Raw genomic sequence first — 25,318 nt, 5'->3', positions numbered from 1 at the left:
TAAATTTGGAGGTGTCAGTCATTGAGCCAATCTGAACTATATGTTTCATTAGATATTGGATCATCGTCAATTAAAGTGTTGATTGGGGAAGTAGATGGTGAAACCCTTCACGTCATTGGAGTAGGGAATGTTCAGTCTTCAGGAATTCGTAGGGGTACGATTATTGATATTGATGCGACTGTAGAGTCGATTCAAAAAGCGGTTGACCAAGCCGAAAGAATGACAGGGATGGCAATACATGAAGTGGTAGTAGGGATTCCTGCTAACGGTGTCACTTTACAAGATGTTAAAGGAGTCGTTGCAGTTAATTCTGAGAATCGGGAAATTACCGATGATGATCTTGATCGTGTGATGCAGTCAGCACAAGTGATGTCTGTTCCACCCGAACGGGAAATTGTGAATATTATTCCAAAGCAATTTATCGTTGATGATTACGGGGAAATTACCGATCCTCGCGGTATGATTGGTGTTCGATTAGAAATGGATGGAACATTGATTACGACGTCTAAAACACTTGTTCATAACATTTTACGATGTGTTGAACGTGCGGGCTTAACAATTCGAGAAATTTATTTACAGCCTCTTGCAGCAGGAACGTTTGCGCTAACGGACGATGAAATGAATCATGGGACAGCTTTTATTGACATCGGTGGAGGCTCAACGACGATTGCTATTTTCGGTGATGATCGACTCATGGCAACTAGTGTACTGCCAATAGGAGGAGACCACGTAACAAAAGATTTATCAATTGTGTTAAAGACACCTACCGAACAAGCAAGAAAAATAAAGCATAAGTTTGGACATGCTTTTTATGACGATGCTTCAGATGATGATTTATTCGAAGTGCCAGTGATTGGTGCAGATTCTAAAGAACAATACAGTCAACGATACATATCGGAAATCATTGGTGTTCGATTAGAAGAGCTTTTCGACCTTGTCTTAGAAGAGTTATTTAAGATGGGGATTAAAGATTTACCAGGCGGCGTCGTCCTAACAGGAGGCATTACGAAGATTGAAGGAATGCTTCCACTCGCTCGCCATGTCCTGAAATCGAGAGTTCGTATTCATACACCTGAATACATCGGTGTACGTGAACCGATGTATACAACAGCAGTTGGTCTAATTCGATATGCGCATATGCAAGAAGAGTTCTTTGGTTCAATTTCTGATGAACCAGCTGTAAGTACAAGTGATGACCATTCATTTGCACAAGCAAAAGCGCAAAAACAGACGAACAGAGAGCACGTAGAAAAGGAAAGCTTTATGTCTAAAGCGAGAAAAGTATTTAATAACTTCTTTGAATAATGTTAGAGATTGATAGAATGAGCAAACATATATGGAAGTAAAATTTAGGAGGAGAGAAAATGCTGGATTTTGATACGAATATTGACCAACTTGCCGTCATTAAAGTAATCGGCGTTGGTGGTGGTGGAAATAATGCAGTAAACCGAATGATTGAGCATGGAGTAGAAGGTGTCGAGTTTATTGCTGTAAATACAGATGCACAAGCGCTTAATCTATCTGAAGCTGAAGTGAAATTACAAATTGGAACAAAGTTAACGCGAGGACTCGGGGCAGGAGCAAACCCGGAAGTTGGAAAGAAAGCAGCAGAAGAAAGTAGAGAACAAATCGAAGAAGCGCTACGCGGTGCAGATATGGTATTCGTTACTGCCGGAATGGGTGGAGGTACAGGAACAGGAGCAGCACCCGTCATCGCGCAAGTTGCAAAAGATTTGGGCGCATTAACAGTTGGTGTTGTGACGCGACCGTTTACGTTTGAGGGCCGAAAGCGTCAAACACAAGCAATTGGTGGAATAACAGCGATGAAAGATTCCGTAGACACATTAATTGTCATTCCAAATGACAAACTACTTGAAATCGTTGACAAGAATACACCAATGCTTGAAGCATTCCGTGAAGCAGATAACGTTCTACGTCAAGGTGTACAAGGTATTTCAGATTTAATTGCAGTCCCAGGACTGATCAACCTAGACTTTGCAGACGTGAAAACAATTATGTCTAATAAAGGCTCTGCACTTATGGGTATCGGGATTTCAACTGGCGAGAACCGAGCATCTGAAGCAGCGAAGAAAGCAATCTCCAGTCCACTACTAGAAACGTCCATTGACGGTGCTAAAGGCGTCCTCATGAACATTACAGGAGGATCCAATTTAAGCTTATTTGAAGTACAAGAAGCAGCAGATATTGTTGCATCAGCATCTGATGAAGATGTCAATATGATATTCGGTTCCGTAATTAATGATAATTTGAAAGACGAAATTATTGTTACTGTGATTGCAACAGGATTTACAGAAGAGCAATTAATTTCAGCAAGACCTACAAGAGGTACAGGAATTGGTGGAAACGCTCAAAATCGTGCACAATCACCTGCTCGTGAACAACAAGTAGAACGTCCGATGGAGCGTCGTCGTGAGGAACAGGAGCAATATAAGCAACCTGAACCGGAACCAATTCATGCGCAACAAAATAATCAAGCGGATGATGGTTTAGATATTCCGACATTTTTAAGAAACCGTCGCCGTAGATAAATATAAACATTTAAACATTCTATCAATGGTTTTTCCGTTGATGGAATGTTTTTTTATATGAACTGAGATAATTTTTTATGATTTCGCAACATAAATTTCTTGACTCTACAAAAACTACACTTATTCTGCTTTGGTATGCCGGTGAAAAGATAATTGTAAAATTTGTCCGTCATTTTACTCATGTAATCTGGGCGCTATACATATATTTTCAACATGGAAATTGTCGAACCTTTTTTTATTAAAAGTACCCAAACCGACAAACATTTTATAGGTTGCGTGCTATCTTTAGTACGAGGGAGGACATTCTATGTATGGCGAGCTGATTATCGGATTGAATATGGTATTTAACTTTACGATTTTGTCATTCGCAAATAAAATGCAAAATGTGAAAATTGGTCTTGCTCGGCTCTGTTTAGCTTCCTTTGTCGGTGCGATACCAGTTGTTTTTTTCCCAGTTTCATTTTGGACAATTCTTGTCGCTTTTATAAGTATGACAGTTGTTGCTTTCGGCAAGTCATTTGAACCTTGGAAAAAATCAGCCTCAATGGTGCTAATTGGTACGCTATTTGCAGGTGGATTATTGACAGCGTTACAATACAATGTCCGAATTTTAGGTGGTTATCAAGCAGTTATTATCTATGCAGGGATTGCTTATTTTGCGCTTTATCTTATAAAAATAAAATGGCTTGATGTGCGTACTTCGCAACACGTCTCAGAGCTTCTTGCCAATTCAACCCTCCATATTTGGGGGAGCGAAATTCCGTTAACAGTTTTTGTAGATTCAGGAAATAGCTGTACTGAGCCATTATCAGGTTATCCAGTTCATTTCATTGCATTACATGCAGTAGAGAATTATATTCCTCATTCATTAAAAAAAGCTTTATTCTCATGGAATCCACAAGGACCATCTACACTGGTAGACTTTCCTGAGGTATATAGGAAAGAACTCCGTCTTGTCAGGTTATTGACTGTACAAGGCAAATCATGGGCAGTTGGTATTAAATATGATGACTGGTCAATCGAAGGAGGTGGCAAGCTCGATCAAGGTTTTATCGTTATAACAAAAGAAGACCGCCGTTATCCCGAAGGTGCTCATGTGATTTTACATGTCTCTGCCATGGAAAAAATAATAGGCGAAAGGAGAAAAGAACATGCTAAATGAAATTAAAAAATGGATGACGATTATCGCTTCATTTTTCAGAGGCAAAAATGGTACGTACTATATTGGAGGACATGGTTCACTTCCGAAACCGCTTACACGAGAGGAAGAGGCTGAGACGATTCGTGCGTTTATGGAAGGTGACATGGAAGCGCGAGACACGTTAATTGAAAAAAACTTACGCCTCGTTGTGTATATTGCCCGTCGATTTGATAATACGAATACGCATATTGAAGATCTAATTAGTATTGGTGCAATTGGACTTATAAAAGCAATTGAAACATTTAAGCCTGATAAAAATATTAAGTTAGCTACGTATGCTTCACGGTGTATTGAAAATGAAATTTTAATGCATCTTCGTAAAACGAATCGAACAAAATCGGAAATCTCTTTCGATGAACCATTAAACTCGGATGCTGATGGAAATGAATTATTACTATCTGATATATTGGGAACCGAAGCGACAATTATTATAGATAACGTGGAGAGAAAAATTGAAAGACAGCATATGATTGAAGCTGTTAAGACATTGAATGATCGAGAAAGATATATTATGGCATGCCGTTTCGGTTTAACTGGAAAAACCGAAATGACTCAAAAAGAAGTCGCTGAAATGCTTGGCATTTCCCAGTCATACATCTCTCGATTAGAAAAGAAAATTATTATTGAACTACGGGAAATGTTAAATCATCCAATTGCATAATGGTTGAAATTGGAGGAAATGTTTTGCGCATATTCCACACCGCTGCGGATAGACTATCGATACAGTCATCTAAAGAATGCGGAGGAATAAAGAATGGTACGTACAAGAGTTGAAATATGTGGAATCGATACGTCTGAATTACCGTTACTATCTAATGAAGTAATGCGAGAGACATTTGTGCGATTACAAAACGGCGATGAGTCTGCAAGAGAAGAACTGGTGATTGGAAACCTGAGATTAGTTCTCAGCTTGGTTCAGCGATTTATTTATCGCGGCGAGCAGGCAGATGATTTGTTTCAAGTTGGATGTATCGGTTTATTAAAATCGATTGACAACTTTGATTTAAAACATAATGTCCGATTTTCAACGTACGCTGTTCCAATGATATTAGGAGAAATCAAAAGACATCTCCGTGACCATCATGCAATTCGAGTTTCAAGATCGCTTCGAGATATTGCTTACCAAGCGATGAGAGCTAGGGAAGAGTTTATTAATGAACATCAACATGAACCAAAGCTATCTGACTTGTCAGAGATAATTGAAATCCCAGCGGATGATATTCTGTATGCACTAGACGCTATACAAGACCCAATGTCTCTTCACGAACCGATGAATAGTGGAGAGGGAGACCCTGTATTTTTAATGGACCAGTTACAAGATAAAACTATATCAGAAGATCGATGGTTAACTTATGTGTCAGTAAAAGAAACGATGACTGAATTGGACGAGCGACAACAATCTATTTTGAATAAACGTTTTTATCTCGGGCAAACACAGACAGAAATAGCAAAAGAGATGGGAATATCACAAGCCCAAATTTCTAGATTAGAAAAAAATGCGGTGAAAATTATTCGTGAGGGCATGGAAGAAAATTAACTAATTCAAAGTTAACGCGCAGTGCACATCGGTTGCATTGCGCTTTTTTATTTTCATCGTTGTGTTAACGGTTTTCAATATCTATTCTTATGCATATGGTGGTAAAAAGGAGCGATGTTATGAAATTTTCTGAGATACAAAAAAAGGAAGTCATCGATGCGACGAGAGGTTCTTTTCTTGGATACGTGCAAGATGCAACAATCGACGTCAAAAATGGAAAAATAGAAACATTTCATATCGGCGGCGGTGAAAGGGCTTTATTTTTTGATTCAAAGAAAAATGACGTGAAAAAAGTTCGGGTTTCAGATATTACAGTAATTGGAAAAGATATCGTTTTAGTAGGAAAGAAAGAGCAAAAAGAATGATTTATATTGATTAGTATGTTTTTCATTGCTACAATAAAAGGAATGATATATGAAAAGTAGTGATTAGAATGAACAAACTTCAACAACGTATACAACAAATCGAAAAAAACATTCAAACTTCTTGTGACAAAGTTGGGCGAAATCGTTCCGATGTTCATGTTGTCGCTGTTACGAAAGGTGTTTCTTCGACACGAGCAAAACAAGTAATTGATTCAGGATTTAAGCATCTTGGAGAAAATCGTCCAGATGGTTTAACACAAAAACTAGAACAAGTTTCAGATAATGTGAACTGGCATTTTATTGGGAACCTTCAAAGTAGAAGGGTCCGAGATATTATTGATAAGGTTAGCCACATCCACTCATTAAGTAGAATGAGTATCGCTAAAGAAATTCAAAAGCGTGCCACAGAACAAGTAGATTGCTTCATACAAGTAAACGTTTCCGGTGAAGAATCAAAATCTGGCTTGACGCCTGATGAGTTGACAAGCTTTATAGAAGAATTGGCGGAATACGATAAAATACGAGTAGTTGGACTTATGACAATGGCGCCGAATACTGAAGACGAAGAAGAAATTCGAGCGATCTTCAAGAAAATGAGAGAACTGCGTAATCAAATTCAAACTTTAAATTTAGCACATGCTCCTTGCACTGAACTGTCTATGGGGATGTCAAATGATTATATGATTGCAATTGAAGAGGGAGCAACATACGTAAGAATTGGAACAGCACTAGTCGGAGAGGAAAGCGAGGGAGACTGATGAGTTTAAAAAACAAATTCCAAAACTGGTTTTATCTTGATGAGGAAGAAGAGGAACTAAAGGAAGCTAAACAACAGCCACAACAACAGTCTAAAAGTGAAGTACGCCGCCCGATGATGACCGAACAACAGAGACCTAAGAGGACAAAAAATCGTAAGCCTGATCCAGTAAGAGATGAACAAACATCTCCGCGAATCGTTAGCTTGCAAAGTGCTCAGAAATCTTCCAAAGTTGTCCTGGCTGAGCCACGTGTGTATGCAGAAGCACAAGACATTTCAGAGCATTTGAAAAACAAAAGAGCAGTCGTGGTAAATTTACAACGTATCGAGCGCGATCAAGGGGTACGAATTATAGATTTTCTAAGCGGCACGGTTTATGCACTTGGTGGAGACATTCAGCGAATCGGAACAGATATCTTTCTCTGTGTACCGGAAAACGTAGAAGTTGCTGGTGCTATATCCGATTATTTTGAACAATAGAAACTGAATGAGGTGTATGTTTTACAATGATCGACATTTTACTGTTATTGCATGGATTTATAAAAAATGCAATCTCCATTTATAGTTTTATTTTAATTATTTATATTTTAATGTCCTGGGTCCCATCCATGCGAGAAAATGCATTTGGTCGATTTATCGGTACATTAGCTGAACCTTATTTATCATTTTTCAGAAGGTTTATTCCACCACTCGGTATGATTGATTTATCGCCAATCATCGCGATATTTGCGTTACGCTTCATATCCGCCGGAGTGTCTAACGTATTTCAAATGATGATTAATGCATTACTGTAAAATATAAATTGACTGTTCTAGTCTGTAGACAAGGTTATTGAAACTTTGTCTGCAGATATTTTTGTTTATGATTGCATGAATTTTCGTAAGGAGAATGAGCATGGAGTCGATACTTCAACATTTTAGAAAAGACGAACAACCGTTTATAGAAACTGTGATTGGTTGGATTAGGGAAGTTGAAAACTTATATGTGCCTAAACTAACTGATTATCTCAACCCTAGAGAGCGTTATATAGTACAGTCTTTAGCCAGTGGAAGCGATTTACTTGTTTCGGCGCATGGTGCATTTTCGAATGCTGAAAGAATGAGGGTGCTCATTTACCCGAATTACTATGAACCGACCAAAGAAGATTATCGCGTAACTGTTTTTAAGATTAATTATGCTTCTAAATTTATAACGTTAGCACACAAAGATGTACTTGGATCGCTCATGTCGCTCGGCATTGACCGTGGGAAGTTTGGGGACATTCAATTTCGTGATGAAGAAGTTCAATTTGCAGTGACGGCCGAGTTAAAGGATTATATCGTTGCGAATTTTACTTCGATTGGCAAAGCAAAAATCTCTGTCACGCAAATTGCGGATGACTCCGATATATTAGTTTCTGCAGATACGTGGATAGAGTCGCTACAAGTGGTCAGTTCGATGCGTTTAGATGCTGTCATCGCTGCCATTACAAATATGTCTAGACAAAAAGCGGTTTCATTAGTCCGTAGTGATAAAGTACGCGTGAATTGGGTGTCTCAAAGCGATGTAGCAATGGAATTATTTGAGGAAGACGTCTTATCTATCCGTGGATTTGGTCGATTTAAAATCATATCGATTGAAGGGAGAACTAGAAAAGACAAAATTCGTCTGATTACTGGGAAATTAGAATGATTTTACGGTTTATTGTATGTGAAAATACAGAAAACAGCTGTAATCGACAACGTTTATATGTATAATGAGAAGTACAATGTAAGAGGAGGTATTTTAGATGGCTTTATCACCACTTGATATACATAATAAAGAATTTAGTAGTAAATGGCGTGGATATGACGAAGATGAGGTCAATGAGTTTTTAGAGCAAGTAATGAAGGATTATGAAAACCTCATTGAAGAAAATAAAACACTTAAAAGCGAACTAAAACAAACGCAGGTGCAAATTACGCATTTTAATACGATAGAAGAAACGTTACAAAAATCAATTCTTACAGCCCAGGAAGCTGCGGAGGATGTTCGTAGGAATTCGATGAAAGAATCAAAATTGATTATTAAAGAAGCGGAAAAAAATGCTGACCGTATTGTTAATGAAGCTTTGTCACGTGCACGAAAAATTTCGTTGGAAATTGAAGATTTGAAAAAGCAATCTAAAGTGTTCCGCAATCGTTTTAAAATGTTAATTGAAGCGCAACTGGAATTAGTGAATGCAGACGATTGGGATAATTTACTTGAATATGAGATTGATGTAGAACAAGTTCAAGAACTTGCAGGAGAAGAGGTTTAAATTTTATAGACTTCGCCTATAATGATAAAGAATTCTTAAACTTGACTCATTTTAGTTTCACAATTATAATGATAAGCATATAATACAAGATAAATTTGAATCGATTTATAATAGCATGGACAGAGACAGTATTTTCCTGTTTTATTACAAAGCGAGTTAGGGATAGTGAGAGCCTAGTTAAACATCAGGAAATGAAAATCACTCTTGAGCTGGATTACGGAATGGAGTACGTATTCCCGGTTAGCCTCCGTTATGGCGACTTAAGCGGTAGCAAAATGTTTTTTTGCTGCAAGTAGGGTGGTAACGCGAGTCTAATTCCTCGTCCCTTTTTAGGGATGGGGATTTTTTTGTGGAAAATTATCTTTAATAAGATTTTTTCTCTCAAGCAAGCTATTAAAGCGATAGAACTTATTCGTTATTTTGAAATAGGATCATCAACGTATGATGCGATTACGTCCAATTATTTTAAGGAGGATTTTTGAATGGATTATAAAGATACGTTATTAATGCCAAAGACGAAGTTTCCAATGCGCGGTAATTTACCGAACAGGGAACCAGAAATGCAGGCGAAATGGGATGAAATGGATATTTACACGAAAGTCCAAGAAAGAACAAAAGGGAGACCATTTTTTGTATTGCATGATGGACCGCCATATGCGAATGGTGACCTTCATATGGGGCACGCGTTAAATAAGGTGTTGAAAGATATGATTGTCCGTCATAAGTCAATGACTGGCTATCATGCTCCATACGTTCCAGGATGGGATACGCATGGACTGCCGATTGAGCAAGCGCTTGTGAATACAGGTGTGAAACGTCAAGAACATTCTACAGCAGAGTTCCGTCGTATGTGTGAAGAGTATACATATGAGCAAATCGATAGCCAACGCACGCAGTTTAAACGTCTGGGTGTTCGAGGAGACTGGGAGAATCCGTACATTACACTGACACCTGAGTACGAAGCACGTCAAATTCAAGTGTTCGGAGAAATGGCGAAAAAAGGCTATATTTATAAAGGATTGAAGCCAGTATACTGGTCGCCATCAAGTGAATCTGCATTAGCTGAAGCAGAAATTGAATATAAAGATAAACGTTCACCATCGATCTATGTCAGTTTCCCGATTAAAGATGGGCGCGGTGTTATTGCTGAAGATGTACATTTCTTAATTTGGACGACAACGCCTTGGACGATTCCAGCTAACTTAGGAATTACTGTTCATCCGGAGTATAACTACATCGTTGTCAAAGCTGGAGAAAAGAAATTTCTAATTGCTGAAGATTTACTGTCGTTTGTTGCAAATGAAGTTGACTGGGAAGATTACACGGTAGAAAAAGTAGTTAAAGGTGCGGAACTAGATCGTATTGTTGCAAAGCATCCTTTATATGACCGTGACTCCCTCATTATGCTTGGTGATCATGTCACAATGGATGCAGGAACGGGTTGCGTTCATACTGCACCTGGACATGGTGAAGAAGACTTTTACGTCTCTAAAGAGTATGGCATTGATGCACTTTGCCCAGTGAATGGTAAAGGGGTTATGACTGAAGAAGCGCCAGGATTCGCGGGTCTATTTTACGAAGATGCAAACAAAGCAGTCGGTGAAGCACTTGAAGAGGCAAATGCATTAGAAAAATTAGCATTTGTCACACACTCCTATCCACATGATTGGCGTACGAAAAAGCCAGTTATTTATCGTGCAACGGCGCAATGGTTTGCGTCAATTGAATCTTTCCGTGAGGAGTTGCTCGGTGCGATTAAAGAAACACAGTTCACACCATCATGGGGAGAAACACGTCTGCATAATATGGTTCGTGACCGCGGTGATTGGTGTATCTCACGTCAACGTGTGTGGGGTGTTCCAATTCCAGTGTTTTACGCGGAAAATGGAGAATCCATTATTACAGATGAAACAATTGCGCATGTATCTCAATTATTCCGTGAACATGGATCGAATATTTGGTTTGAGAGAGAAGCAAAAGATTTATTGCCAGAAGGCTTTACACATGAAGGTAGTCCAAACGGCGAGTTTACGAAAGAAACTGACATTATGGACGTTTGGTTTGACTCAGGATCTTCTCACCAAGGTGTATTAGAGGAAAGAGAAGACCTTGTTTATCCAGCAGATTTGTATTTAGAAGGATCTGACCAGTATCGTGGATGGTTTAACTCTTCATTGACAACAAGTGTAGCAATTAACGGACATGCGCCTTACAAAGGTCTACTAAGCCATGGATTTACGCTTGATGGTAAAGGTCATAAAATGAGTAAGTCAGTTGGAAACGTAATCGTACCAGCAAAAGTGATGAACCAATTTGGTGCGGAGATTTTAAGACTTTGGGTTTCTTCTGTAGATTATACGGCAGATGTACGCGTTTCTGATTCGAACTTTAAACAAGTTTCAGAAGTATATCGTAAAATTCGTAATACTTTCCGTTTCATTCACGGAAATACATCGGACTTTAACCCGAATACAGATCGCATTGCGTTTGAAGATTTACGTCCTGTTGATCAGTATGTATATGTAAAACTTCAAGAATTAATTAAAGAAGTTCGGGCAGCATATGACCGTTATGAATTTGCAGGGGTTTATCACGCGGTAAACAATTTCTGTACAGGAATTTTAAGCTCGTTCTACCTCGATATTGCAAAAGACGTTGTGTATATTGAAAATAAAGAGCATCCACATCGTCGTGCGATGCAGACGGTTATGTATGATACATTACTAGCGTTAGTGAAATTATTAACGCCAATTTTACCGCATACGGCTGATGAAATGTGGGCGCATTTGGAACATGTTGAAGAAGAAAGTGCTCAATTAACCGATATGCCGGAAGCAGAGGATCTTGGTGAACAAGCACAAGCGTTGAAAGAGCGTTTCGCAACGTTAATGCTGATCCGTGATGATGTCTTGAAAGCTTTAGAAGTGGCGCGTAACGAAAAAGGGATTGGAAAATCACTTGAGGCGAAAGTGACGGTCTACGTTCCGGAGCAGTTACAAGATGTGTTCAAATTAGATGATGTCAATTATGGCCAGTTCTTTATTGTTTCGAAATTTGTAGAAGGGGAAGCTACTTCAGCGTCAGCAGAAGCGCTTCAACTTGACGCAGTAAGCGTACTTGTTGAAGAGGCAGATGGCGAGAAATGTGACCGTTGCTGGACGATTTCTGAAACAGTTGGAAGCGACGAAACACACCCGGAAATCTGTGCTCGTTGTGCGGATGTTGTAAAAAATCATTATGCATAATTCTATCTAAGTCAATTTCATAATAGGATTTTATTGCTACATCACCACAACATATAGTCGAGTTGGACCATTCTCGAACTATATGTTGCGTCGATGTAGCAGAATAAGGTCATTATGAAATTGACTCAAGGGTTAAACTGTGAGACAGTTGTGGCATTCTTACTAAGAAGATTGCTACAACTGTCTCTTTCATTATGATAAAATAAACGTGTAAACTGTCGGACGGGGGTTAAAGGAATTGTTTATTTATTATGCATTGGCAGCTATCGTCATAGCAATCGACCAATTGACGAAATGGCTCGTCGTAAAAAATATGGAGCTTGGGGAAAGAATTGGCATTATGGAGCCATACATCTCATTGCTTTCACATCGCAATCGAGGCGCCGCTTGGGGGATGTTGCAAGGGCAAATGTGGTTGTTTTACATCGTCACCGTCGTAGTTGTTATCGGACTTATTTATTACTTTCATAAAGAAGCAAGAGGTCATCGATTATTTAGTATAAGTTTAATGTTGTTACTTGGTGGGGCGATTGGTAATTTTATTGATCGATTGTTGATGGGGGAAGTCGTCGATTTCATTAGCGTTTTAATCCCAATCATTCAATATAATTTTCCGATTTTTAATGTGGCTGATGCAGCTTTATCTATCGGCGTTGCTCTACTCATCATTCATGTTTTATTGGATGAAAAAAAGAATAGAAAAAAGGTGTCATAAATGGAAGTTAACCGGATTGAAATTGAAGAAGAATTAGCGGGAACTCGTCTTGATAGAGTCATTACGATGAATCGTCCAGAAATATCTCGAACACAAATCCAACAATGGATAAAAGATGGGAATATTCTTGTGAATGATCAAGCAGTCAAACCTAACTATCGAGTGAGAGAAAATGATTGTATAGTCATTGACGAACCCGAGCCAGAAGAACTGAATATTATTGCAGAAGATTTAAATTTAGAAATTATTTATGAAGATCAAGATGTTTTAATTGTTAATAAACCACGTGGAATGGTCGTACATCCTGCAAAAGCGCATGCATCAGGTACATTGGTAAATGGTCTAATGTATCATTGTAAAGACTTGTCGGGGATTAATGGTGTCCTACGACCGGGAATTGTGCATCGAACCGACAAAGATACCTCAGGACTTTTAATGGTTGCCAAAAATGATATAGCACATGTTTCGTTAGTCGATCAACTTGTAGAGAAATCAGTGAAAAGGGTATACTTGGCACTCGTTCATGGACATATTCCGCATAATAATGGAACGATAGATGCGCCAATTGGCAGGGACGAAATTGACCGTCAAAAAATGACCGTAACTGAACGTGGAAAAGATGCGGTCACTCATTTTAAAATAGTTGAACGATTTAAGGATTATACACTAGTGGAGTGTGAACTGGAAACGGGCCGAACACATCAAATTCGAGTTCATATGGAGTATATCGGTCATCCACTCGTTGGAGATCCAAAGTACGGACTGAAAAATACAATCCCATTTGGGGGACAAGTCTTACATGCAGGAACGTTAGGCTTTACGCATCCTAGAACGAATGAGTATGTAGAATTTACAGTAGAGCCTCCAGAAGATTTTCAGACATTATTAAACGAAGTGCGAAATAGTGTTGACAAATAGAAAGTGATAGAGGTATACTACAATCAAGCAATTGAAAAGCACCCATTTAAAATCCTGTGAGATTGAAAATGAGTGTGTCCTTAATCGATATAGAAGTCGATAGAAAAGGAAAATTGAATAAGCGACACCTTTAAGTACAGTCCAGAGAGGCTGGGAAGGTTGCACGGAACGTACAGAGGCACAGTTATGCCTATTTTACTGTACAATTTTTCTGCACGTATACCTCCCGCCATAAATGGCAGGGAGGTTTTTTGTTGTGTAATTGGAAAGATTAGTGAGTGTGCAAACTTTTACGGCAAACTGAAGAAGGAGGAATAAGAATGACTGAAAAAGCAAAAATTCTAGATGAACAATCGATTGGACGTGCATTAACACGAATTGCCCACGAAATTATTGAACGGAATAAAGGGATTGAAGATGTGATTCTCGTAGGGATTAAAACGAGGGGAGCGTACTTAGCTACTCGATTAGCAGAAAGAATTGAGCGAATTGAAGGGAGAAAAATTAAAACAGGGGAACTTGATATTACTTTATATCGTGATGATTTATTAACAAAGCACGAAGATAAAGAGCCCCATGTACACCAGGTAGATATTACTCATGATGTAACAGATCAAAAAGTCGTTTTGGTGGATGACGTGTTATATACGGGACGAACAGTCAGGGCGGCGATGGATGCAGTGATTGACTTAGGACGTCCTGCACAAATACAGTTAGCTGTACTTGTAGACCGAGGGCATCGCGAGTTACCGATACGGCCAGACTTTGTAGGGAAAAATATTCCGACATCAGATGAAGAGTTGGTCGTAGTGAGTGTATTTGAAACAGATTCGAAAGACAGTGTCACAATTCATACGAAATAGGAAAGAGGAGTTTTTGAATTATGGAAGGTAAAGTTTTAGATGTACATGAAAAACCAACAGCAGGTAAATGGTTAACACTTAGTATGCAACATATGTTCGCGATGTTTGGCGCAACAATTCTAGTGCCACAGCTAGTAGGGCTAAGCCCAGCGATTGCACTATTAACAAGTGGAATTGCCACGATAATTTTTATCATCGTGACTCGGTTTCAAGTTCCAGCCTACTTAGGCTCCTCATTTGCCTTTATTATACCGATTCAAATTGCTACGGTATCCGGCGGAGTTGGAAGTGCAATGATTGGAAGTATGTTCGTTGCGCTTGTGTACGCGATCGTTTCACTTATTATATGGAAAACAGGTTATGAATGGATCATGAAAATTTTACCTCCTATTGTGGTTGCACCAGTCATTATGGTTATCGGTCTGGCACTCGCACCGACAGCGGTAGGAATGGCGAGTACGATTCAAGTTGAAGGCGAATCAGTTTACAGCTTACTCCATTTTTCAGCTGCACTTGTTACGTTGGTTTCCGCGATTATTTGTATCATGTTTTTCAGAGGCGTTGTCAGTTTAATGCCAATCCTTATTGGTATCGTTGTTGGATATATTTATTCCTCATTTATCGGAATTTTAGATTTCACAGCAGTAAAAGAAGCAAAGTGGTTTGTCTTTCCTGAGATGTTAATTCCAGGGGTAGATTATGAATTTGTAGTAACGCCAACCTTGTTGGCGGTCATGGTTCCAATAGCGATTGTGACCATTTCAGAGCATATTGGACACCAACTTGTACTCGGACGAATTGTTGACAGAGATTATATACAAAATCCTGGATTGAACCGTTCATTACTAGGGGATGGAATTGGAACACTTATTAGTGGACTGGTTGGTGGACCTCCAAAAACGACATATGGTGAAAATATAGGCGTACTAGCAATTACGCGTGTGTATAGTGTGTATGTGATTTTAGGTGCAGCGGTGTTTGCGATTATCTTCTCTTTCTTCGGAAAAGTCATGGCAATTATTGCAACGATACCTACAGCAGTACTTGGCGGCATTTCAATATTACTATTTGGAATTATCGCTTCATCAGGTTTAAGAATGTTCGTAGACCATAACATTGACTTCGGAAAACAACGGAATCTAGTGATCGCTTCAGTCATCCTTGTCATTGGGATTGGTGGAGCAACAATCAAATTTAGTGATACATTCTCGATAGAGGGAATGGCACTCGCAGCAATTGTTGGTGTATTGTTAAACTTACTTTTACCTGGAAAAGATGAGCAAAAATTGACGGATGTAAAAGATTAACAAATGAATGTGAATTGATTCAAATTTGTATAGAAGTAAAGTGGCTTTATCGCCACTTTGCTCATACTTTGCTCAGCCAGAAAGGGGATTCAAATGGACCATTTAGTATCGACAACATGGCTATCTGAACAAGAAATTATCGCACTATTAGATAGAGCTCGAAATTTCCATAAATATGGGGCGAGAGAATTGCCCGGGAAATATACAGTCAGTAATTTATTTTTCGAACCGAGTACGCGAACGAAGATTAGCTTTGAAGTAGCAGAACGAAAACTCGGATTAGATGTTGTTCCTTTTGAGTCTGGCTTCTCTAGTACGTTAAAGGGAGAAACGTTATATGACACTGTCAAAACTTTTGAAGCAATCGGTGTAGACGCACTCGTCATCCGTCATTCCGATGAAGGGTATTATGAGCATTTGATTGGGAAAACAAATGTTTCAATCATCAACGGTGGTGATGGATCCGGCCAACATCCTACGCAATCTCTATTGGATTTGTTTACAATTCGAGAAGAATTTGGAAGTTTCGAAGGATTAAAGATAGTGATAGCAGGCGACATTGGCCATAGTCGAGTGGCAAGATCTAACGCGGATACACTGACTCGACTTGGTGCAGACGTGACCTATTTATGCCCGGAAGAGTGGGCTGGGGAATTTGATTCAACTTCTGAATGGACAGAAGAACTTTTACATAGCGATGTCATTATGCTTTTACGCGTGCAACATGAGCGACATGATGGAAAAATGACATTTACAAAACAAGGTTACCACGAAAAATACGGACTAACATTAGAACGTGCGAAAATGATGAAAGATGATGCCATCATTATGCATCCAGCGCCTTTCAATCGAGGAGTAGAAATCGATGAGGCATTAATAGAATGTTCGAAGTCTCGAATTTTCAAACAAATGGAGTATGGTGTTTACGTACGTATGGCAGTATTAGAAGCAGTACTAAATGGGAGGAAATAACATGGGGAAAATCATTCAAGGGGTTCAATTATTAGATGAAGCAGGACAGTTAGTCGTAAGGGATGTTCGAATTAACAATCAAGAAATCTCGGAGATTGGTGAAAATCTTTCCGTTGAATCATCTAAGGTGATCGAAGGAACAGGACTTTTCCTTGCACCTGGATTTATCGATGTCCATGTTCATTTACGTGAACCAGGCGGAGAACATAAAGAAACAATTGAAACTGGCACATTGGCTGCTGCAAAAGGCGGTTATACAACAATCTGCGCAATGCCTAATACTCGACCCGTTCCAGATACGAAAGAGAACTTACAACATGTGAATGATTTAATTGCACAAAACGCACATATTCGCGTACTCCCATATGCTTCGATTACGATTCGTGAGGCAGGTAAAGAGCGCACAAACCTTGAAGAATTAAAAGAGTACGGGGCGTTTGCATTTACAGATGACGGGGTGGGTGTCCAAGAAGCGGGCATGATGTATGAAGCGATGCAAGATGCAGCGAAAATCGACATGCCAATCGTGGCGCATTGTGAAGATAATACACTCATATACGGTGGTGCACTTCATGAAGGAAAGCGAAATAAAGAATTAAATCTCCCAGGAATTCCTTCAATTGCAGAATCAGTACATATTGCTCGTGATGTCCTACTTGCAGAAGCTGCTGGAGCACACTATCACGTTTGTCATGTGAGTACAAAAGAATCCGTCCGAGTCATTCGAGATGCCAAAAAAGCCGGTATTCATGTAACTGCCGAAGTTAGCCCACATCATTTATTACTATCGGAAAATGATATTCCAGGGGACGATGCCGATTGGAAAATGAATCCCCCTTTACGAGGTCAAGAAGATTTAGAAGCACTTAAACAAGGACTACTTGATGGAACATTGGACTTGATCGCAACAGACCATGCGCCTCATACTGCTGAAGAGAAGGCAGCTGGTGTAAAAAGTGCACCCTTTGGAATTACAGGTCTAGAAACTGCATTTCCACTTCTATATACAAATTTTGTAAAGAATGGGCAATGGACGCTTTCGCAACTTGTTGATTGGATGACAAAGAAACCTGCAGAAGTATTCAATTTGCCGTATGGAACGTTAGCAGTCGGTGAACCAGCGGATCTTGTGCTAATTGATTTGAATAAAGAGCAAACCATTGATCGAACAACATTTGTGTCAAGTGGTAAAAATACGCCTTTTGATGGCTGGAAGTGTTTCGGATGGCCGGTGAAAACAATATTCGGCGGTAAAATAGTCTGGGAGGATGAAGAACTGTGAAGAAAAGAATGCTGATTTTAGAAGATGGGACAATTTTCGAAGGAATTGCATTTGGTTCAGATGAAGCTTCTATTGGAGAAACGGTTTTCACAACAGGAATGACAGGCTATCAAGAAACGATTTCCAACCCTTCAAACTGCGGACAAATTCTTGTCATGACGTATCCGCTCATTGGTAATTATGGCATTAACAGAGACGACTTCGAGTCTATTGAACTTGCAATGAATGGTCTTGTTGTTCGCGAATTAGAAGATGAACCTTCTAACTTTCGAAGTGACATGACATTAAGAGAATTATTAACGCAAAAAGGCATTCCGGGAATTGAAGGCATTGATACTCGAAAATTAACTAGACTTCTTCGGGAAAAAGGTGCACTCAAGGGAATGTTAACAGCAGCGGGCACGCCGTTTGAAGAGGTAGATCAACAAGTACAATTGTTAAAAGAGGCTGAATTACCGACGAATCTAGTGGCACAAGTTTCAACGAAGCGACCATATCCAAGTCCAGGCCGTGGTGAACGCGTTGTAGTAATTGATTACGGTATGAAACATGGGATTTTAAGAGAACTAAATAAAAGAGATTGTGATGTCATTGTTGTACCGTATCACACATCAGCAAAAGAAATTACTTCTCTATTTCCAGACGGTATCGTGTTAACAAATGGACCAGGAGATCCTGCTCGAGTTGAGGGTGCCATGGAAACAATTCAGTCATTATTAGGAAAAGCCCCTATTTTCGGGATTGGAATGGGGCACCAATTATTAGCAATTTCTTTAGGTGCGAAAGTCGTCAAATTGAAGAGTGGACATCGTGGAAGTAATATTCCAGTAAAAGATTTGAAGACGGGTAGAACGGAGTTAACGGCTCAAAACCACGGTTTTACAGTTGATGAAACATCAATTGAACAAACAGGTTTACAAGTTACACATCGCGCACTGAATGATAATTCAATTGAAGGCTTAGAGAGTATAGCTCATGCGGCGTTTTCTGTTCAATTTTATCCAGAAGCCTCTCCAGGACCTGAAGATACCAATCATTTGTTTGACCGCTTTATGAAATTAATGATTTCGAATAGCCGAAAGGAGCAAGTCAATGCCTAAACGTACAGATATAGAAACTATTTTAGTAATCGGTTCGGGACCAATCGTGATTGGTCAAGCTGCAGAGTTTGATTATGCAGGTACACAAGCTTGTTTATCGTTAAAAGAAGAAGGTTATCGTGTCATTTTAATTAACTCAAACCCAGCTACCATTATGACGGATACAGAAATTGCGGACAAAGTGTATATAGAACCCATTACACTCGAATTTGTCAGTAGGATTATTCGAAAAGAACGTCCAGATGCACTGCTAGCGACACTGGGTGGTCAAACTGGGTTGAATATGGCGATTGAACTTCATGATTCAGGTATTTTAGACGAATTAAACATTGAGATTCTTGGTACAAAATTAGATGCAATCCATCAAGCGGAAGACCGAGATTTATTTAGAACATTAATGAATGAACTTGGTGAGCCGGTTCCTGAAAGTGATATTATCCATACAATTGATGAGGCGTACGCATTCGTAGAAAGAATCGGCTATCCGGTCATCGTTCGTCCTGCTTTTACATTAGGGGGAACGGGCGGTGGAATTTGTCATAACGATGAAGAACTTGAAGAAATCGTCGCAAATGGGTTGAAGTCAAGTCCAGTGACACAGTGTTTATTGGAAAAATCTATCGCAGGTTTTAAAGAGATTGAATATGAAGTCATGCGAGATAGTCAGGACAATGCCATCGTCGTTTGTAATATGGAAAACGTTGATGCAGTCGGCATTCATACAGGAGATTCCATTGTTACTGCACCGAGTCAAACAATGACAGATCGCGAGTATCAAATGCTACGAAATGTTTCCTTGAAAATTATTCGCGCACTTGGAATCGAGGGCGGTTGTAACGTTCAGTTAGCACTCGACCCTCATAGTTTTGATTACTATATTATTGAGGTCAACCCACGAGTGAGTCGTTCTTCGGCACTTGCGTCGAAAGCGACAGGCTACCCAATCGCGAAACTAGCAGCAAAGATTGCAGTCGGGCTTACATTAGATGAAATGAAAAACCCCGTAACAGGCACGACTTATGCTTGCTTCGAGCCGACACTTGATTATGTCGTGACAAAAATTCCGCGATGGCCATTTGATAAATTTGAATCTGCTAAGCGAAATCTTGGCACACAAATGAAGGCGACTGGAGAAGTAATGGCCATTGGTCGGACTTTTGAAGAATCCATTTTAAAAGCTGTTCGTTCATTAGAGATGGGATTCTTTGATTTATCTTTAAAAGATGGTCATACGATGGATATCGATTGGATTGAAAAAAGAATTCGACGTGCGGGGGATGAACGATTATTCTTTATTGGTGAAGCGCTTCGTCGAGGTGTTTCAATTGAAACGCTCCATGAATGGAGTATGATCAATGAATTCTACCTGCGTAAATTTGAAAAGATTATTAACTTTGAAGAGAAAGTAAAAGGCAATCCATTTAAAGAAGAAGTATTATATGAAGCAAAAAGAATGGGTTTTGCAGATGTTTCGATTGCAAAACTTTGGAATGTTACCGAGAAAGAGATTTATCAATTCCGTAAAGAGCAAGGAATCGTACCAGTTTATAAAAAGGTAGATACTTGTGCAGGCGAATATGAATCTGATACCCCTTATTTTTACGGGACGTATGAAGAGGAAAATGAATCTGTTCAAACGGATAAGAAAAGCGTTGTCGTGTTAGGTTCAGGTCCAATCCGAATTGGTCAAGGGGTTGAATTCGATTATGCGACAGTTCACTCTGTTTGGGCGATACAAGAAGCAGGGTATGAAGCAATTATTGTCAATAATAACCCTGAGACAGTTTCAACGGATTTCTCTATTTCAGATAAACTCTATTTCGAGCCGCTCACATTAGAAGATGTGATGAACATCATTGACCTTGAACAACCTGAAGGCGTCATTGTCCAATTTGGAGGACAAACGGCAATTAATTTAGCGGAAGGTTTAGAGGCTCGGGGTGTTAAAATATTAGGAACGTCGCTTGAGGATATTGACCGTGCAGAAAATCGTAATAAATTTGAGCGTGCTTTAAGAGACATTCAAATACCGCAACCGTTAGGAAAAACGGCAGTTTCGGTACCAGAGGCGGTCGCGATTGCAACAGAAATTGGGTATCCAGTATTGGTACGTCCTTCCTACGTACTTGGTGGGCGTGCCATGGAAATTGTTTATAAAGAAGAAGAGCTAATCTATTATATGGAGCATGCGGTGGAAGCGAGTCCTGAGCATCCGGTGTTAATTGACCGTTATTTAACAGGTACTGAAATAGAAGTAGATGCGATTAGTGACGGTGAAAATGTCTTAATTCCAGGCATTATGGAGCATATCGAACGTGCAGGGGTACACTCGGGTGATTCGATTGCTGTCTATCCGCCTCAAAATTTATCACAAAAACATGTTCAAACAATCACCGATTATACAACAAGATTGGCGCAAGGATTAAAGATTATCGGTCTACTCAATATTCAATATGTCATTTCGAATGATGAAGTGTATGTCATTGAAGTCAACCCACGTTCGAGTCGTACAGTACCTTTCTTAAGTAAAATTACGAATATACCAATGGCTAATGTTGCGACGAAAGCAGTCCTTGGTCAAACGTTACCAAGTCAAGGGTATTCGAATGGTTTAGCGAAAGTTCCGGAAGGCGTTTATGTAAAAGTTCCAGTATTTTCATTCGAAAAATTGGGGCGCGTAGACATTACGTTAGGACCGGAAATGAAATCGACAGGGGAAGTAATGGGGAAAGATACGACCCTAGAAAAAGCACTATATAAAGGACTAGTTGCTGCAGGCATGAAAATTAAAGAATACGGTTCTGTTCTCATGACCGTGTCAGATAAAGATAAAGAAGAAATTGTTGGCATGGCAAAGCGCTTTACCGAAATTGGTTACCGGATACTCGCGACTGAAGGCACAGCAAACGTACTGCAGGCAGCAGGGATCCGCGTAGATATGGTAGATAAAATTGGTTCTGAAGGACCGACGTTACTCGATGTGATTCAAAAAGGTGAAGCGCAACTTGTGATTAATACGTTAACAAAAGGCAAGCAACCAGAAAGAGATGGCTTCCGTATTCGCCGTCAAACAGTTGAAAATGGCATTCCTTGCTTTACATCATTAGATACGGCAAATGCAATGCTCCGAGTGATCGAATCTATGACATTCCAGGCGGAACCGATGGCTAGCCAGCAGACGCAGGAGGTCCTTGTATGATTATCCAAGAATCGATGCTTGTTCAATCCCAGAGAGAAATCGCACACAATATTTTCGAGATGAAGCTTCAAGGAAAGCTAGTCCAAGAAATCCAGGCACCTGGCCAATTTATTCACATTCGTGTCAGTGAGGCATTTGATATGTTGTTAAGACGACCAATTTCGATTGCGTCCATTGATCAAGAGAGTGATGAGATAACGATTATTTACCGGGCGGAAGGCGATGGAACGAGAAGTTTATCGAAAAGAAATGAAGGCGATAGAGTTGACGTTCTTGGACCACTTGGAAACGGTTTTCCAATTGCGGAAACCAAAGCGGGAGAAGTCGCGTATTTAATCGGTGGGGGGATTGGGGTCCCTCCGCTCTATGAGTTATCGAAACAGTTAACGGCAAAAGGGGTAACTTGTGTCCATATCCTAGGCTTTCAATCGGAAAATGTTGTTTTTTATGAAGAGGAATTCAAGGCGCTTGGTGAAACGTATATTGTAACTGTAGATGGTACGATTGGAACAGAAGGCTTTGTCACAACAGTTATGGAAAATTTAAGTGAGCAATTTGCAACGTATTATAGTTGTGGCCCACAGCCAATGTTAAAAGCTGTGCAAGAAATGTATGCGAATAAGAAAGGTTATCTTTCATTCGAAGAACGAATGGGTTGTGGAGTCGGTGCTTGTTTCGCTTGTGTTTGTAAAACGACTGAACGCGCTGAAGCGAATTATATTAAAGTATGTTCAGATGGACCAGTATTTCCAGCGGGGGTGATTGCGATATGAATCGATTGTCGGTTGAGTTACCAGGGTTACAATTAAAAAATCCAATTATGCCTGCTTCTGGCTGTTTCGGTTTTGGTCAAGAGTATGGAAAAATGTATGATTTATCATTACTCGGCGCAATCATGATAAAAGCGACAACGCTTGAGCCGCGACTTGGCAATCCGACGCCGCGGGTAGCTGAAACACCATCCGGCATGCTGAATGCCATCGGTTTACAAAATCCGGGACTAACTGGCGTCATGGAGAATGAACTACCGTGGTTGGAGCAGTTTGATGTACCAATCATTGCGAATGTCGCGGGAACGGAAACAGCGGATTATGTAGAAGTTGCGAAAGTCATTTCAACAGCACCAAATGTTCATGCACTCGAACTGAATATTTCCTGTCCAAACGTGAAAGAAGGAGGCATTACATTCGGAACGGATCCGTTGATTGCGGAAGAATTAACAGCAGCTGTAAAAGCTGTTTCAAAAGTTCCTGTTTATGTAAAGCTTTCACCGAATGTGACAGATGTAAAGGAAATTGCACTTGCGGTTGAAAGAGGCGGCGCGGATGGCATTACGATGATTAATACATTGCTTGGCATGCGGTTAGACGAGAAGACGGGAAAACCGATTATTGCGAACGTCACTGGAGGATTATCTGGCCCCGCAGTAAAGCCAGTTGCTTTAAAAATGATTTATGAAGTGAGTCAAATTGTCAATGTTCCAATTATTGGAATGGGCGGCATCATGAATGCACAAGATGTCATCGACTTTTTATCTGCTGGAGCCAGTGCTGTAGCGGTTGGAACAGCGAATTTCGTGAATCCTTTTGTCTGTCCTACGATTATTGAGGAACTGCCGGCGAAACTTGACGAATTAGGTGTCGAGCATATTTCTGAGCTTGTCGGAAGGAGTTACCGTTCATGAATCACTTACCAATCATTGCACTCGATTTTCATAGTGCTCAAGAAGCGTTCAGATTTTTAGAGCCTTTTGACGGGAATGTGAACGTGAAAGTAGGCATGCAACTTTATTATAAAGAAGGTCCTGCAATTGTTGAACAGTTAAAGTTGCGTGGATACAATGTTTTTCTTGATTTGAAACTGCATGATATTCCAAATACGGTAAAGCTTGCGATGGAAGTGCTTGCTGGCCATGGAGCTGATCTCGTCAATGTTCATGCAGCAGGCGGACGAGCGATGATGGAAGCAGCGCTTGAGGGGTTGGATATAGGAACGCCGGCTGGAATGACTAGACCATCAATTATAGCCGTCACTCAGCTTACTTCAACTGATGAACAGCAAATGCGAAGTGAACAATTAATAAATACTTCATTGAAGCAATCAGTCTTGCATTATGCAAAGTTGACGAAAAAAGCTGGATTAGATGGAGTTGTTTGTTCAGTTCATGAAGCGGCCGTAATTGCTGAAAGATGTGGGAATGAATTTTTAAAAGTAACGCCGGGTATTCGTCTTGCTGACAGCAAAACAGATGATCAAAAAAGAATCGCAACACCCAAAATAGCAAGAATTTCAGGTTCAACACATATTGTTGTGGGACGTGCAATTACGAATGCGATTGATCCGCGAGCAGCTTATGAAAACATTACTGCACAATGGGAAGGGTTGAATGATGATGAATAAGAAAGAAATTGCAAAAATTTTACTTCGAGTCGGTGCAGTTGAATTGAGTCCAAATGAACCTTTTACATGGGCATCTGGCATTCAATCTCCAATTTATTGTGATAATCGTTTAACGATGTCGGACCCTATAGGCCGAAAGCAAATTGCGGAAGGATTGGCGAGCTTAATACGCGAACATTATCCAGAAACAACAGTAATTGCAGGGACAGCAACGGCTGGTATTCCCCATGCAGCTTGGGTTGCAGATATCTTGCAATTGCCAATGGTTTACATACGTTCGTCTGCCAAAGGGCATGGTCGTAGTCGCCAAATTGAAGGGAAAACCTCAGCGGAAGATAAAGCAATCATCGTTGAAGATTTAATTTCCACAGGGGGAAGCAGTTTAAATGCTGCTGCGGCACTTCATGCAGAAGGTGTGCAAGTAACAGGGGTTGTATCAATATTTACATACGAATTGGAAAAAGCGGATGAAGCTTTCGGTGAGGAAAAACTTACCTATCAAAGCTTAACGAATTTCGGCGCTTTAATTGAAGCGTCTAAAGAGAACGGCATAATTGATGATGCAGCGATTGCTAGTCTGTTAGACTGGCATGGGAAATTAAGAGAAGGTTTGTTGTGATAATTGAATAA

24 protein-coding genes and 1 other annotated feature are annotated in these 25,318 nt (G+C 39.9%); all 24 genes read left to right on the top strand.

Annotated elements, in window-relative coordinates:
• The first annotated feature begins 21 nt into the window (after positions 1-21).
• The 24 genes from ftsA to pyrE all read left to right on the top strand — a co-directional run bounded on the left by ftsA (position 22) and on the right by pyrE (position 25,307).
• A complete protein-coding gene (ftsA, locus tag AB1H92_RS10270; protein WP_115360387.1) occupies positions 22-1,305 on the top strand; it encodes a cell division protein FtsA in 1,284 nt (427 codons plus the stop codon).
• Positions 1,306-1,364: 59 nt separating this feature from the next.
• Positions 1,365-2,549, top strand: coding sequence for a cell division protein FtsZ (ftsZ, locus tag AB1H92_RS10265; RefSeq protein WP_115360388.1), 1,185 nt, complete (start codon positions 1,365-1,367; stop codon positions 2,547-2,549).
• Between the two features lie 307 nt (positions 2,550-2,856).
• Complete coding sequence (locus tag AB1H92_RS10260; RefSeq protein ID WP_115360389.1) at positions 2,857-3,711, top strand: sigma-E processing peptidase SpoIIGA; 855 nt, start codon at positions 2,857-2,859, stop codon at positions 3,709-3,711.
• On the top strand, positions 3,701-4,411 hold the full coding sequence (gene sigE, locus AB1H92_RS10255) for an RNA polymerase sporulation sigma factor SigE (protein WP_082295070.1): 711 nt from the start codon (positions 3,701-3,703) through the stop codon (positions 4,409-4,411). Before AB1H92_RS10260 ends, sigE begins: the two co-directional genes overlap by 11 nt.
• 93 nt (positions 4,412-4,504) lie before the next feature.
• A complete protein-coding gene (sigG, locus tag AB1H92_RS10250) occupies positions 4,505-5,287 on the top strand; it encodes an RNA polymerase sporulation sigma factor SigG (RefSeq protein ID WP_115360390.1) in 783 nt (260 codons plus the stop codon).
• Between the two features lie 119 nt (positions 5,288-5,406).
• Positions 5,407-5,652 (top strand): PRC-barrel domain-containing protein, encoded by a 246-nt coding sequence (locus AB1H92_RS10245; RefSeq protein ID WP_166739527.1) that lies wholly within the window; start codon positions 5,407-5,409, stop codon positions 5,650-5,652.
• Between the two features lie 68 nt (positions 5,653-5,720).
• Positions 5,721-6,410 (top strand): YggS family pyridoxal phosphate-dependent enzyme, encoded by a 690-nt coding sequence (locus AB1H92_RS10240; RefSeq protein WP_115360392.1) that lies wholly within the window; start codon positions 5,721-5,723, stop codon positions 6,408-6,410.
• A complete protein-coding gene (locus tag AB1H92_RS10235; RefSeq protein ID WP_115360393.1) occupies positions 6,410-6,889 on the top strand; it encodes a cell division protein SepF in 480 nt (159 codons plus the stop codon). Before AB1H92_RS10240 ends, AB1H92_RS10235 begins: the two co-directional genes overlap by 1 nt.
• A 26-nt stretch (positions 6,890-6,915) precedes the next feature.
• Positions 6,916-7,203: a YggT family protein gene (locus AB1H92_RS10230; RefSeq protein ID WP_115360394.1), complete on the top strand. Its 288-nt coding sequence runs from the start codon at positions 6,916-6,918 to the stop codon at positions 7,201-7,203.
• 100 nt (positions 7,204-7,303) lie between these two features.
• The gene (locus AB1H92_RS10225) at positions 7,304-8,080 is read left to right on the top strand and encodes an RNA-binding protein (protein ID WP_115360395.1); all 777 of its coding nucleotides are present in this window, start codon (positions 7,304-7,306) and stop codon (positions 8,078-8,080) included.
• 97 nt (positions 8,081-8,177) lie between these two features.
• Positions 8,178-8,687: a DivIVA domain-containing protein gene (locus tag AB1H92_RS10220; protein ID WP_115360396.1), complete on the top strand. Its 510-nt coding sequence runs from the start codon at positions 8,178-8,180 to the stop codon at positions 8,685-8,687.
• Between the two features lie 107 nt (positions 8,688-8,794).
• Positions 8,795-9,017 (top strand) — a binding site (T-box leader).
• A gap of 152 nt (positions 9,018-9,169) precedes the next feature.
• A complete protein-coding gene (gene ileS, locus AB1H92_RS10215) occupies positions 9,170-11,932 on the top strand; it encodes an isoleucine--tRNA ligase (RefSeq protein WP_115360397.1) in 2,763 nt (920 codons plus the stop codon).
• A 238-nt stretch (positions 11,933-12,170) separates the two neighbouring features.
• Positions 12,171-12,647: a signal peptidase II gene (lspA, locus tag AB1H92_RS10210; protein WP_115360398.1), complete on the top strand. Its 477-nt coding sequence runs from the start codon at positions 12,171-12,173 to the stop codon at positions 12,645-12,647.
• Positions 12,648-13,565, top strand: coding sequence for an RluA family pseudouridine synthase (locus AB1H92_RS10205; protein WP_115360399.1), 918 nt, complete (start codon positions 12,648-12,650; stop codon positions 13,563-13,565).
• Between the two features lie 320 nt (positions 13,566-13,885).
• Positions 13,886-14,428: a bifunctional pyr operon transcriptional regulator/uracil phosphoribosyltransferase PyrR gene (pyrR, locus tag AB1H92_RS10200; RefSeq protein WP_115360400.1), complete on the top strand. Its 543-nt coding sequence runs from the start codon at positions 13,886-13,888 to the stop codon at positions 14,426-14,428.
• 20 nt (positions 14,429-14,448) lie between these two features.
• Positions 14,449-15,735: a uracil-xanthine permease family protein gene (locus tag AB1H92_RS10195; RefSeq protein ID WP_115360401.1), complete on the top strand. Its 1,287-nt coding sequence runs from the start codon at positions 14,449-14,451 to the stop codon at positions 15,733-15,735.
• Between the two features lie 93 nt (positions 15,736-15,828).
• The gene (locus AB1H92_RS10190; RefSeq protein WP_115360402.1) at positions 15,829-16,707 is read left to right on the top strand and encodes an aspartate carbamoyltransferase catalytic subunit; all 879 of its coding nucleotides are present in this window, start codon (positions 15,829-15,831) and stop codon (positions 16,705-16,707) included.
• Between the two features lies 1 nt (position 16,708).
• Complete coding sequence (locus tag AB1H92_RS10185; RefSeq protein WP_115360403.1) at positions 16,709-17,989, top strand: dihydroorotase; 1,281 nt, start codon at positions 16,709-16,711, stop codon at positions 17,987-17,989.
• Positions 17,986-19,089, top strand: coding sequence for a carbamoyl phosphate synthase small subunit (locus AB1H92_RS10180; protein ID WP_115360404.1), 1,104 nt, complete (start codon positions 17,986-17,988; stop codon positions 19,087-19,089). Before AB1H92_RS10185 ends, AB1H92_RS10180 begins: the two co-directional genes overlap by 4 nt.
• A complete protein-coding gene (carB, locus tag AB1H92_RS10175; protein ID WP_115360405.1) occupies positions 19,082-22,288 on the top strand; it encodes a carbamoyl-phosphate synthase large subunit in 3,207 nt (1,068 codons plus the stop codon). Before AB1H92_RS10180 ends, carB begins: the two co-directional genes overlap by 8 nt.
• Positions 22,285-23,061, top strand: coding sequence for a dihydroorotate dehydrogenase electron transfer subunit (locus AB1H92_RS10170; protein ID WP_115360406.1), 777 nt, complete (start codon positions 22,285-22,287; stop codon positions 23,059-23,061). Before carB ends, AB1H92_RS10170 begins: the two co-directional genes overlap by 4 nt.
• Positions 23,058-23,972 (top strand): dihydroorotate dehydrogenase, encoded by a 915-nt coding sequence (locus AB1H92_RS10165; RefSeq protein WP_115360407.1) that lies wholly within the window; start codon positions 23,058-23,060, stop codon positions 23,970-23,972. The genes AB1H92_RS10170 and AB1H92_RS10165 overlap by 4 nt, the downstream gene beginning before the upstream one ends.
• Positions 23,969-24,688: an orotidine-5'-phosphate decarboxylase gene (gene pyrF, locus AB1H92_RS10160; RefSeq protein ID WP_115360408.1), complete on the top strand. Its 720-nt coding sequence runs from the start codon at positions 23,969-23,971 to the stop codon at positions 24,686-24,688. Before AB1H92_RS10165 ends, pyrF begins: the two co-directional genes overlap by 4 nt.
• Complete coding sequence (gene pyrE, locus AB1H92_RS10155) at positions 24,678-25,307, top strand: orotate phosphoribosyltransferase (RefSeq protein WP_115364045.1); 630 nt, start codon at positions 24,678-24,680, stop codon at positions 25,305-25,307. Before pyrF ends, pyrE begins: the two co-directional genes overlap by 11 nt.
• Positions 25,308-25,318 lie beyond the last annotated feature (11 nt).

It is taken from the genome of Sporosarcina pasteurii, assembly GCF_041295575.1.
Classification (GTDB): Bacteria; Bacillota; Bacilli; order Bacillales_A; family Planococcaceae; genus Sporosarcina; species Sporosarcina pasteurii.
This window is presented reverse-complemented; position numbering and strand designations above follow the sequence as displayed.

What these genes read in the sequence shown, in the direction of transcription:
- ftsZ (WP_115360388.1), top strand. Translation starts at nt 1,365, where the DNA reads ATGCTGGATTTTGATACGAATATTGACCAACTTGCCGTCATTAAAGTA.
- AB1H92_RS10260 (WP_115360389.1), top strand. Translation starts at nt 2,857, where the DNA reads ATGTATGGCGAGCTGATTATCGGATTGAATATGGTATTTAACTTTACG.
- sigE (WP_082295070.1), top strand. Translation starts at nt 3,701, where the DNA reads ATGCTAAATGAAATTAAAAAATGGATGACGATTATCGCTTCATTTTTC.
- sigG (WP_115360390.1), top strand. Translation starts at nt 4,505, where the DNA reads ATGGTACGTACAAGAGTTGAAATATGTGGAATCGATACGTCTGAATTA.
- AB1H92_RS10245 (WP_166739527.1), top strand. Translation starts at nt 5,407, where the DNA reads ATGAAATTTTCTGAGATACAAAAAAAGGAAGTCATCGATGCGACGAGA.
- AB1H92_RS10240 (WP_115360392.1), top strand. Translation starts at nt 5,721, where the DNA reads ATGAACAAACTTCAACAACGTATACAACAAATCGAAAAAAACATTCAA.
- AB1H92_RS10235 (WP_115360393.1), top strand. Translation starts at nt 6,410, where the DNA reads ATGAGTTTAAAAAACAAATTCCAAAACTGGTTTTATCTTGATGAGGAA.
- AB1H92_RS10230 (WP_115360394.1), top strand. Translation starts at nt 6,916, where the DNA reads ATGATCGACATTTTACTGTTATTGCATGGATTTATAAAAAATGCAATC.
- AB1H92_RS10225 (WP_115360395.1), top strand. Translation starts at nt 7,304, where the DNA reads ATGGAGTCGATACTTCAACATTTTAGAAAAGACGAACAACCGTTTATA.
- AB1H92_RS10220 (WP_115360396.1), top strand. Translation starts at nt 8,178, where the DNA reads ATGGCTTTATCACCACTTGATATACATAATAAAGAATTTAGTAGTAAA.
- ileS (WP_115360397.1), top strand. Translation starts at nt 9,170, where the DNA reads ATGGATTATAAAGATACGTTATTAATGCCAAAGACGAAGTTTCCAATG.
- AB1H92_RS10205 (WP_115360399.1), top strand. Translation starts at nt 12,648, where the DNA reads ATGGAAGTTAACCGGATTGAAATTGAAGAAGAATTAGCGGGAACTCGT.
- pyrR (WP_115360400.1), top strand. Translation starts at nt 13,886, where the DNA reads ATGACTGAAAAAGCAAAAATTCTAGATGAACAATCGATTGGACGTGCA.
- AB1H92_RS10195 (WP_115360401.1), top strand. Translation starts at nt 14,449, where the DNA reads ATGGAAGGTAAAGTTTTAGATGTACATGAAAAACCAACAGCAGGTAAA.
- AB1H92_RS10190 (WP_115360402.1), top strand. Translation starts at nt 15,829, where the DNA reads ATGGACCATTTAGTATCGACAACATGGCTATCTGAACAAGAAATTATC.
- AB1H92_RS10185 (WP_115360403.1), top strand. Translation starts at nt 16,709, where the DNA reads ATGGGGAAAATCATTCAAGGGGTTCAATTATTAGATGAAGCAGGACAG.
- carB (WP_115360405.1), top strand. Translation starts at nt 19,082, where the DNA reads ATGCCTAAACGTACAGATATAGAAACTATTTTAGTAATCGGTTCGGGA.
- AB1H92_RS10170 (WP_115360406.1), top strand. Translation starts at nt 22,285, where the DNA reads ATGATTATCCAAGAATCGATGCTTGTTCAATCCCAGAGAGAAATCGCA.
- AB1H92_RS10165 (WP_115360407.1), top strand. Translation starts at nt 23,058, where the DNA reads ATGAATCGATTGTCGGTTGAGTTACCAGGGTTACAATTAAAAAATCCA.
- pyrF (WP_115360408.1), top strand. Translation starts at nt 23,969, where the DNA reads ATGAATCACTTACCAATCATTGCACTCGATTTTCATAGTGCTCAAGAA.
- pyrE (WP_115364045.1), top strand. Translation starts at nt 24,678, where the DNA reads ATGATGAATAAGAAAGAAATTGCAAAAATTTTACTTCGAGTCGGTGCA.